This window comes from Rhodococcus sp. NPDC054953, from assembly GCF_053609225.1.
The window spans coordinates 97,272-106,705 of the sequence record NZ_JBSGXD010000008.1; the positions used below are offsets into that span (position 1 = coordinate 97,272).

General features: G+C 69.2%; 7 protein-coding genes. All 7 read right to left on the reverse strand.

From position 1 onward, the window contains the following. Position 1: 1 nt before the first annotated feature. The 7 genes from uca to urtA are packed head-to-tail and all read right to left on the reverse strand — an operon-like array spanning position 2 to position 9,141. Complete coding sequence (gene uca / locus ACWF62_RS08210; RefSeq protein ID WP_378506131.1) at positions 2-3,610, reverse strand: urea carboxylase; 3,609 nt, start codon at positions 3,608-3,610, stop codon at positions 2-4. A 32-nt stretch (positions 3,611-3,642) separates the two neighbouring features. After that, on the reverse strand, positions 3,643-4,356 hold the full coding sequence (locus ACWF62_RS08215; RefSeq protein ID WP_378506394.1) for a GntR family transcriptional regulator: 714 nt from the start codon (positions 4,354-4,356) through the stop codon (positions 3,643-3,645). Next, on the reverse strand, positions 4,353-5,045 hold the full coding sequence (gene urtE / locus ACWF62_RS08220; RefSeq protein WP_378506130.1) for an urea ABC transporter ATP-binding subunit UrtE: 693 nt from the start codon (positions 5,043-5,045) through the stop codon (positions 4,353-4,355). Before urtE ends, ACWF62_RS08215 begins: the two co-directional genes overlap by 4 nt. Position 5,046: 1 nt before the next feature. Next, positions 5,047-5,850 (reverse strand): urea ABC transporter ATP-binding protein UrtD, encoded by an 804-nt coding sequence (urtD, locus tag ACWF62_RS08225; RefSeq protein ID WP_378506129.1) that lies wholly within the window; start codon positions 5,848-5,850, stop codon positions 5,047-5,049. Next, entirely contained in the window at positions 5,847-6,959 is a 1,113-nt protein-coding gene (urtC, locus tag ACWF62_RS08230) for an urea ABC transporter permease subunit UrtC (RefSeq protein ID WP_378506128.1), read from the reverse strand. Before urtC ends, urtD begins: the two co-directional genes overlap by 4 nt. After that, the gene (urtB, locus tag ACWF62_RS08235; protein ID WP_378506127.1) at positions 6,956-7,840 is read right to left on the reverse strand and encodes an urea ABC transporter permease subunit UrtB; all 885 of its coding nucleotides are present in this window, start codon (positions 7,838-7,840) and stop codon (positions 6,956-6,958) included. Before urtB ends, urtC begins: the two co-directional genes overlap by 4 nt. Before the next feature lie 41 nt (positions 7,841-7,881). After that, entirely contained in the window at positions 7,882-9,141 is a 1,260-nt protein-coding gene (gene urtA, locus ACWF62_RS08240; RefSeq protein WP_378506126.1) for an urea ABC transporter substrate-binding protein, read from the reverse strand. Positions 9,142-9,434: the final 293 nt, after the last annotated feature.

Consider the following 9,434-nt stretch of genomic DNA (forward strand, 5'->3'; position numbering starts at 1 on the left):
TTCATGCGGCTCCCATCACGACGAGCGGGGTACCGGGCTGCACCTTCGCGCCCGGTTCGACGAGTACCTCGAGGACCCGGCCTGCGCACGGGAACGTCACGGGCATCTCGAGTTTCATCGCTTCGAGAATCACCGCGTCCTGGCCGGACTCGACGGTGTGCCCCGGCTCGACCTCGACCCGCCACACGGTGCCCACCATCGGGGCCTCGACCGCGACCGCCCCCGGCGGCAGCACGATCTCGGTGGGAAGCTCCGGCTCGGGCGCCGCTGCCTCGACGCGGTCGAACTCCCCGGCCTCGTGCCAGGCCCGCTTCTCCGCATCGAACGCCACGGACTGACGGGCATTGAACGCGGCGATGGAGTCTGCATTGTCCGCGAGGAAGCGGAGATGATCGGCGAGCGCGAAGGTGCCGTCGGTGATCTCGGCGTTGAATCGGCCCGCCCGCGCCTGCGCCCGGTACTCGGTCAGCTGGTCGGGGGTGACCGGTTCCCAGACGATCCGGTCGAAGAACCGGAACAGCCACGGCTTGCCCTGCTCGAACGGCCCCTGCTGACGGTATCCGGACCAGATCGGCACGGTGCGTCCGACCAGTTGGTAGCCGCCGGGCGATTCCATCCCGTAGACGCAGAGGTACTTGCCGCCGATCCCGACCGCGTCGGACGGGGTCCAGGTGCGGGCCGGGTTGTACTTGGTGGTGGCCAGCCGGTGCCGAGGATCGAGCGGAACCGCGAGCGGCGCACCGAGATACACGTCACCGAGCCCAAGCACCAGGTACTCGGCGTCAAAGACGGCGTCCCGCACCTCCTCGACCGAGCCGAGGCCGTTGATCCGCCGGATGAACTCGATGTTCGACGGCAGCCACGGCGCGGTGTCGCGGACGCCGGCCCGGTACCGGTCGATCGCCTCGACGATCGACGGGTCGTCAAACGAGAGCGGCAGCCGGACGGTGCGACTGGGTACCACCAGGTCCGCGGTCGCGGGCAGCAGGTCCTCGATGTCCTGGAGCACGTCGAGCAGGCGGCCCGCGGGCAGCAGGTCGGGGTCGAAATGCAGGTGCAGGGACCGCACCCCGGGCGTGACATCGATCAGCCCGCGAAGCCTGCGCTCGGCGAGCGCCTCGGATAGCGCGTGCACCCGCATCCGCAGCCCCAGGTCGAGTTCCATCGCGCCGTACTCAACCAAAATGTTGTCGTCACCGCCGCGCAGGTAGGCCACCGCGGGGCGGTCCAGGATCGCGTCGCGGCGCCCGAGAATGCCGCCGTCGGAGGTCCATGAGCGGGCATCGGACGGGGGAAGAGTCGCCGCCCGAAGCAAATTCGATGAGCGCAGCCGTGCGGCCGCGGCATCGGTGACCGGGACGAACCGCACCGCGTCGCCGGGCCGGATCTGCCCCAGCTTCCAGCGGTGCGCGCTCGTGACGGTCAGCGGGCAGGCAAACCCGCCGAGGCTGGGCCCGTCCGGGCCGAGCAGGATCGGGGTGTCGCCGGACACGTTCAGCGCGCCGACGCTGTACGGGTTGTCGTGCAGATTCGACGGATGCAGGCCTGCGTCGCCGCCGTCGGTGCGTGACCAGCGCGGCTTCGGGCCCGCCAACCGGATGCCGGTCCGGTTGGCGTGCGCCGCCACCGTCCAGGTGGTGTCGTAGAACTGCGCCATGTCCTCGGCCGTGAAGTACGACGGGGACGGCTGCGGGCCCTCCGTCACCGCGAGATGCCAGGTGTGCGCGAACACCGGACGGTCGGCGGCCGGGACCGGCGCGGGAGCGGTGCCGCCGTCGGCCCGCCCCAGACTCAGCACGTCCCCGGTGGCAAGGGCGCGTCCGGTCGGCCCGCCGAAGCCGCCGAGAGTGAACGTCGATGCGCTGCCGAGGTAGGTCGGCGCGGCGACCCCGCCGCGGATCGCGAGATAGGTGCGCAGCCCGTCATCCTCGGGGCTGCCGATGTCGAGCACACCCCCGGCCGGGACCGTCACCGGTTCCCACATCGGCACCGGTGCCCCGTTCACGGTGACCGGCGCAGGCGCGCCGCCGACACACACCACCGTCTGCTCCGCGAACTCCAACCGCGGTCCCTGCAGGGTGCATTCGAGCCCGGCGGCATCGGCGGCGTTGCCGACCGCGGCGGTGACGAGCGTGAACGACAGATCGTCCATCGGGCCGGACGGAGGGATCCCGACCTCCCAATAGCCGAGCCGGCCGGGGTGGTCCTGGACGGTCGTCATCGTCCCGGCCCGGAGCACGTCGACGCGAGCGCCGCCGACCGTCAGGTCGGCAAGGGTTCCGGTGGTGTGGTCACCCGCCAGCACCGCAGGCAGTTCCGAGATCGCCCGCAGGTGTGTCAGATTCGTGGCAATGCCGTACAGCGCGGTCTCGTCGAGGGCCGCGCCGAGTGCCGTGAAGGCGGCCGTCCTGGTGCCCGCGGAGGTGATCACCTTGGCGATCATCGGATCGTAGTGCTCACTGACCTCGGTGCCGGTCTCCACCCAGGTCTCCACCCGGGTGTGGGCGGGGAACTCGACACCGGTCAGCAGGCCAGCGGACGGCCGGTAGCCACGGCCCGGATCCTCCGCGTACACGCGAGCCTCGACGGCATGGCCGCGGATCGCAGGCCCGGTGTCGGGCAGCGCGTCCAGCATCGACGAGTCGCCGCCCGCCAGTCGCAGCATCCAGTCGACGAGGTCGACGCCGGTCACCTCCTCGGTCACCGGGTGCTCGACCTGCAACCGGGTGTTCATCTCCAGGAACGACGCCGTACCGCGGTCCACGTCGTAGACGAACTCAACGGTGCCCGCCGACCGGTAGCCGACCGACGACGCCAGCGCCCGTGACGACGAGAGCATCTGCTCGACAACCGAATCCGACAACCCGATGGCGGGGGCCTCCTCGATGACCTTCTGGTTGCGGCGCTGCAGCGAGCAGTCCCTGGTCCCGAGGCTCAGGGTGCGGCCGACGCCGTCACCGAACACCTGGACTTCGACGTGCCTGGCCCTGGCGACGAACCGTTCGAGGAACACCCCGGACGAGGAGAAGTTCGCGGCAGCGAGCCGCTGCACCCGGTCGTAGGCGCCGCGGAGGTCCGCCGCGTCGAAGCAGGCCTGCATCCCGATGCCGCCGCCACCACCGACGGCCTTAAGCATCACCGGGTAGCCGATCTCCTCGGCCGCGGCGACCGCGTCGGCGACGGTGTCGAGCAGGCCGCTGCCCGCGACCAACGGCACCCCAACGGCCCGGGCCGCCTCCCGTGCGGAGTGCTTGTTGCCGAACACCCGCAGCTGCTGCGGGGTCGGACCGACGAAGGCGATCCCGGCGGCCTCCACGGCCGCGGCGAACTCGTCGTTCTCCGAAAGGAATCCGTAGCCCGGATGAATCGCGCCCGCTCCCGACGTGTACGCGGCCTCGATCACCGCATCCGCACGCAGGTACGACTGGGCGGCGGGCGCCGGACCGAGGCGCACCGCAACGTCCGCCATCTCGACGTGGGCGGCCGACGCGTCCGCGTCGGAGTACACCGCGACCGTCTTGAGTCCGAGCAGATGCGCGGACCGCATGATGCGGCAGGCGATCTCACCTCGATTTGCGACGAGGAGGGTGTCGAACGAGAGGGTGGTCATTGTCTTTCCGCCTTTCGTGGGGCACGTCCCGGTCAGTCGCGGACGGCGCTGGCCATCCGCGCCATCGCGAGCGCCTGCTGGGCGCGGTCGATGACGACCGCGCGGGATTCGTCGATGTGGGAGAGCAGGGCGTCGTGCGCCCGCTGCAGCTGTCCGTCGAGGATCAGTTCGGCGACCGTGATGTGTTCGGAGACGGTCGCGCTCATCCGGTCCGGGGTCAGGTAGTCGAACATCCGCACCGGGCGCACCCGCGCGTTCACGCCGGCCAGCGCGTCGCTGAGCGCCCGGTTGCCCGCCGCGGCGAGCAGGGTGGTGTGGAATTGTTCGTCGAGGGCGACGAAGCCGGCGTCCGGTTCCGGGGTCTCGTCTCGCAGCGCGTACCACCGCGCCAGCTCGGGACCGAGAACCTCCGGGTCGTGCCGATCGCCGGAACCGTCGAGGATCCGGCGAATACCCCGGACCTCCAGGGTGATCCGCAGCTCGTACAGGTCCGCAAGGTCCTCGAGCCGCGGCCGGTACGGGAACAGGCCCCGCACGTCACGTTGGACGAGGCCGTCCGCCTGCAGCCGGAGCAGGGCCTCGCGGACCGGGGTCCGCGAGACGCCGTACATCTCGGCGAGTCGTTCCTCGCTGAGCCGCTCGGCCGGGCCGATCCGCCCGCTCATCAGGTCGGCGCGCAGTGCGCGATAGACCTGCTCGCGTCGGGAACCGGTCGGTCCGGCCTCGGATGTCGCCGCCACGGTCAGATCGCCATCGCGGCGCGGACCGCGTCGCCGGAATCGGCGCCACCCCGCCCGGTGGAGGTGACGTGGCCCGCGGCGAGGACGCTGTAGTGCTGCGCCGCCTGCAGGGCAAAGCCGATGTGCTGCTCGACGAGCAGCACGCTCAGGTCCCCGCGCCGGGTCAGGTCGATGACGGTGCGTTCGATCTCCGCGACGACGTTGGGCTGAATGCCCTCCGTCGGTTCGTCCAGAATCAGCACCCGAGGCTCGGTGATCAGCGCCCTGGCGATCGCGAGTTGCTGACGTTGCCCCCCGGAGAGCAGGCCCGCGCGGCGGTCGAGCAGGCCGGCCAACGCCGGGAACAGGTCCAGTGCCTCCGCGATCAGTGCCCGCCCCCGTCTGCGGCCGTCGGCGACGACCTGCAGATTCTCGGCACAGGTCAGCTGGCCGAAGGACTGCTGCCCCTGCGGCACGTAGGCGAGTCCCCGTGCAACGCGGGCGCTTGGCCGCAGTCCGGTGATGTCCTCGCCGCCGAGCAGGATCCTCCCGGCCGACGCCTTGACCAGCCCGACGGCCGCCCGCAGCAGCGTGGTCTTGCCTGCCCCGTTGTGCCCCAGCACCGCGGCGACCCCACCCTCCGGGACCGTAAGCGACACTCCGTGCACGACCTCGGTGCGGCCGTATCCGGCACGGACATCGACGAATTCGAGCATCTCACTCCCCCTTCTCATGGTGTGCGGCGCCGAGGTAGACCGCCTGCACCTTCGGGTCCGCCTGCACCTGCGCGACGGTCCCCTCGGACAGCACCTTCCCGGCAGCGAGCACGGTCACCGAGGTCGCGAACGAGCGCATGAAGTCCATGTCGTGTTCGACGACGACGACGGTCCGCGCACCACCGATGCGGCGCAGCAGCTGTCCGGTCTCCTCGCGTTCCTCGAGGCTCATGCCCGCGACGGGCTCGTCGAGCAGCAGTACGTCGGCGTTCTGGACGAGCAGCATCCCGATCTCGAGCCACTGCTTCTGCCCGTGGGCGAGGATCCCGGCGGGGGTGTCGCGTTGCGCGGTCAGCCCGATCGTCTCGAGCGCCTCCTCGACCTCCGGCAGCACCTGCCCGCGGCGGCGCAGCAGGGTCCAGGCGGACCGCCGGGCACCCGCCGCGATGTCGAGGTTCTGTAGCACCGACAGGTCCTCGAACACGCTCGCGGTCTGGAAGGTGCGGCCGACCCCGAGCCGGGCGATGTGGTGCACCTTCTTTCCGATCAGTTCGACCCCGGACTTGGTCGCCGACCCGGTCGCCGGGACCAACCCGGTGATCGCGTCGACCAGGGTGGTCTTGCCCGCGCCGTTGGGGCCGATCAGGAACCGCAGGTCGCCCTGCAGCAGCGTCAGGTCCACCCCGTCGACGGCGGTGAACCCGTCGAAGGTGACGGTGAGTCCGCGCACCTCGAGGTACTCGCTGGACATGCCCGCGTTGCCACCGGGCTCGGGAGTCCGTGCTTCGGACAGGATCTCGGTCATGACGGCACCTTCACGGGTTCGGGCATCGCCGCGGGGGCGGGTGCGTCGGGCTCGGCCGAGGGTGGATCGACGCGCCGGCGCCGCAGCAGCGTTGCCAGGCCGGCGACACCGGCCGGGAAGAATCCGACGACCACGATGAACAGCAGTCCCTGCGCGTACGTCCAGCCGGACGGGAACGACTCGGAGAACACGGACTGCGCCAACGCGACCCCGATCGCGCCGAGCACCGGGCCGAGCAGGGTGCCGCGGCCGCCGATCGCGACGCCGATCAGAAACGCCAGCGACGGAACGATTCCGACGTCCGCCGGGGAGATGATCCCGACGATCGGTACGAACAGCGCACCCGCGATGCCCGCGAGGAACGCGGCGACCACGTAGGCGACGAGTTTGATGTTGGCCGGGTCGTAGCCGAGGAACCGGACCCGCTCCTCCTGGTCCCGCACCGCGACGAGGAGTTCCCCGTAGCGCGAGCGCATCAGCTGCCGGATCAACGCAACCGACAGCAGCAGCACTCCTGCGGCGATGAAGAACAGCATTCGCTTGTTCACCGGGTCGGCGAGGTTGAACCCGAAGAAGGTGCGAAACCGGTTGAGCCCGTTGCTGCCTCCGATGGATTGCTGCCCGATCAGCAGGATCGCGAATGCCGCGGCGAGAGCCTGGGACAGGATCGCGAAGTAGGCGCCCTTGACCCGGCGTTTGAACACCCCGAGGCCGAGCACCAGCGCCACCAACCCCGGTAGCACCAGCACCGCGAGAATCGCGACGATCGGCGATGCGAACGGCTGCCAGTAGCCGGGCAGCTCGGTGATGCCCGCGATCCGCATGAAGTCCGGCACATCCTGACCCGTCAGCTGCGCGTCCGCGATCTTCAGGTGCATCGCCATCGCGTATGCACCGATGCCAAAGAACACGCCCTGACCGAGGGTGAGCATTCCACCGCGGCCCCAGGCCAATCCGATTCCGGCGGCGACGATCGCGAAACACAGGAACTTGCCGAGCAGGCCGAGCCGGAAGTCGGACAGGACCGCGGGCGCCACCGCGAACAGCAGCACCGCCGCGACCGCGAAACCGCCCCACACCCGCAGCCGGGGATGTGTCAGGACACTCATACCAGGCTCCTCGTCTTGACGGCGAACAGGCCTTGGGGGCGGACCTGCAGGAAGATCACGATGACGACGAAGACGATCACCTTCGCGATCGAGGCGGTCGTCGAGTACTCGACGAACGAGTTCAGGATCCCGAGGGCGAACGCGGCGATCACCGCCCCCTTCATCTGTCCGAGCCCACCGACGACCACGACCAGGAACGCGTCGATCAGGTAGCTCTGCCCGATCGTCGGGCTGGTCGACCCGATCAGAGTGAGGGCAACGCCGGCGACACCCGCAAGCCCGGACCCGATGAAGAAGGTGGTGACATCGGTGCGGCGCGAGGAGATTCCGCTGGTCTCGGCGAGATCCCGGTTCTGCACCACGGCGCGGATCCGACGTCCCATCGCCGACCGTTTGAGGGCAACCGCGACGGCGGCGACCGCGACCACCGCGAGCACCAGGATGAAGATCCGGGTCTTCGGCACCACCGCGCCGAGGATCTCCACGCCACCCGAGAGCCACGGCGGCGCAACAACGTTCACCGCCGGTGCCCCGAAGATGTCGCGCGCCAGCTGCTGCAGCACCAGACCGACACCGAACGTCACCAGCAGGGTGTCGAGCGGCCGGTGGTACATCCGCTGAACCAGCGTCACCTCCAGCAGCACACCCATCAGACCGCCGACGACGAAGCCGACAAGCAGGGACACCAGCAGGGACCCGGTCGCGCTCGAGATCACCTGCTGCACGACGTATGCCGTGTAGCTACCCGCCATGATGAACTCGCCGTGGGCCATGTTGATCACGCCCATCTGGCCGAACGTCAACGACAGTCCCAGCGCGGCCAGCAACAGGATCGACCCGATGCTCAGGCCCGTGAACAACTGCCCGATCACGACGTCCACGTGCGTACCTCCTCCCTCACCGATCGGTTTCGTCGCGTCGTCTACTGCTTCGCCATGCCCTCGGCCCACGGGTAGGACTCGAGGTACGGGTCGGGCACGATCGGCTGACCGGAGTCCCAGATGGTGTGGATCAGTCCGTCACCGCGGATCTCGCCGATCCGGGCGGTCTTGGTGATGTGGTGGTTGGAGCCGTCGATGGTGACGGTGCCCTCTGGGGCGGCGAAGCTGACGCCGTCGGCGTTGGCCTGGATGTCCGCGACCGCGAACGAGTTCGCCTTCTCGACGGTGTTCTTCCACAGGTAGACCGAGGTGTACGCGGCCTCCATCGGGTCGGAGGTGGGCTTGTCCTGGCCGTACTTCGCCTTGTACGCCGCGACGAACGCCGTGTTCTCCGGGCTGTCAACGGTCTGGTAGTAGTTCCACGCCGTCAACTGGCCCTCGACGTTCGCCACCCCGATGCCGCCGATCTCCTCCTCGGCGATCGAGACGGACACCACCGGCATCTGCTGCGGGGTGAGGCCGACGTTCTTGTACTCGCGGAAGAACGCGACGTTGGAGTCGCCGTTGAGGGTGTTGAAGACGGCGTCCGCGTCGGCGGTGCGAACCTTGTTGACGATGGTGGAGAAGTCGGTGGAGCCGAGCGGCGTGTAGTCCTCGCCCTTGACCTCCATGCCGTTGGCCGCGGCGTAGGCCTTGATGATCCGGTTCGCGGTCTGCGGGAAGACGTAGTCGCTGCCGACCAGGTAGAGGGACGTGACGCCCTTCTCCTTGAGGTAGTCGAGCGCCGGGATGATCTGCTGGTTGGTGGTGGCACCGGTGTAGAAGATGTTCTTCGAGTCCTCGAGGCCCTCGTACTGCACCGGGTAGTACAGGAGCGCGTTGCGGTCCTCGAACACCGGCAGCATCGCCTTGCGGCTCGATGACGTCCAGCCACCGAAAACCGCTGCGACACAGTCGCTGCTGATCAACTTCTCGGCCTTCTCCGCGAACACCGTCGGCTCGGAGGCGCCGTCCTCGCCGACGACCTGGATCTGCTTGCCGAGCACGCCGCCCGCGTTGTTGATCTGTTCGACTGCGAGCGCGATCGAATCACGCACGGTCACTTCGGAGATCGCCATCGTGCCGGACAGCGAGTTGAGTGAACCGACCTTGACGGTGTCCCCGCTGGTGTCGACGCAGGACGCGGCCGCGGAGTCGCCGGCAGCGGTGTCCGAGGCCTTGCTGCCGCATCCGGTGAGGACCAGGCCGAGGGCGGCGACGGCGGCGGGCGCGGCGAGGGCGCGCTTCGAGAGGTGACGCATGGGCGGGCCTTTCGGTCGAGGAACGTGCGGGGCGAGACGGGCCAGTGAATCCGGTATCCGGCCGCTGTATACGGCCCGGTATCCGTTGGATGCAGACAGTAGGCGGAAGTTGTTGCGCCGGAATGTCTGTCGGTCACCAGCTGGTTTCGCACGTTGCGTCGACGTGAAGATGCCCTCACTCCCCCGATCGGGAGTGGTGAGAAACGGCGAAGGGCGCCCGACCGGAATGGTCGGGCGCCCCTTTTCCTCGAAGCGGTTCCTCCCCCCTCGAGTTTTTTTTTTCCCCTGGTGGG

What these genes read in the sequence shown, in the direction of transcription:
- urtC (WP_378506128.1), bottom strand. Translation starts at nt 6,959, where the DNA reads ATGAGTGTCCTGACACATCCCCGGCTGCGGGTGTGGGGCGGTTTCGCG.
- urtD (WP_378506129.1), bottom strand. Translation starts at nt 5,850, where the DNA reads ATGACCGAGATCCTGTCCGAAGCACGGACTCCCGAGCCCGGTGGCAAC.
- urtA (WP_378506126.1), bottom strand. Translation starts at nt 9,141, where the DNA reads ATGCGTCACCTCTCGAAGCGCGCCCTCGCCGCGCCCGCCGCCGTCGCC.
- urtE (WP_378506130.1), bottom strand. Translation starts at nt 5,045, where the DNA reads ATGCTCGAATTCGTCGATGTCCGTGCCGGATACGGCCGCACCGAGGTC.
- uca (WP_378506131.1), bottom strand. Translation starts at nt 3,610, where the DNA reads ATGACCACCCTCTCGTTCGACACCCTCCTCGTCGCAAATCGAGGTGAG.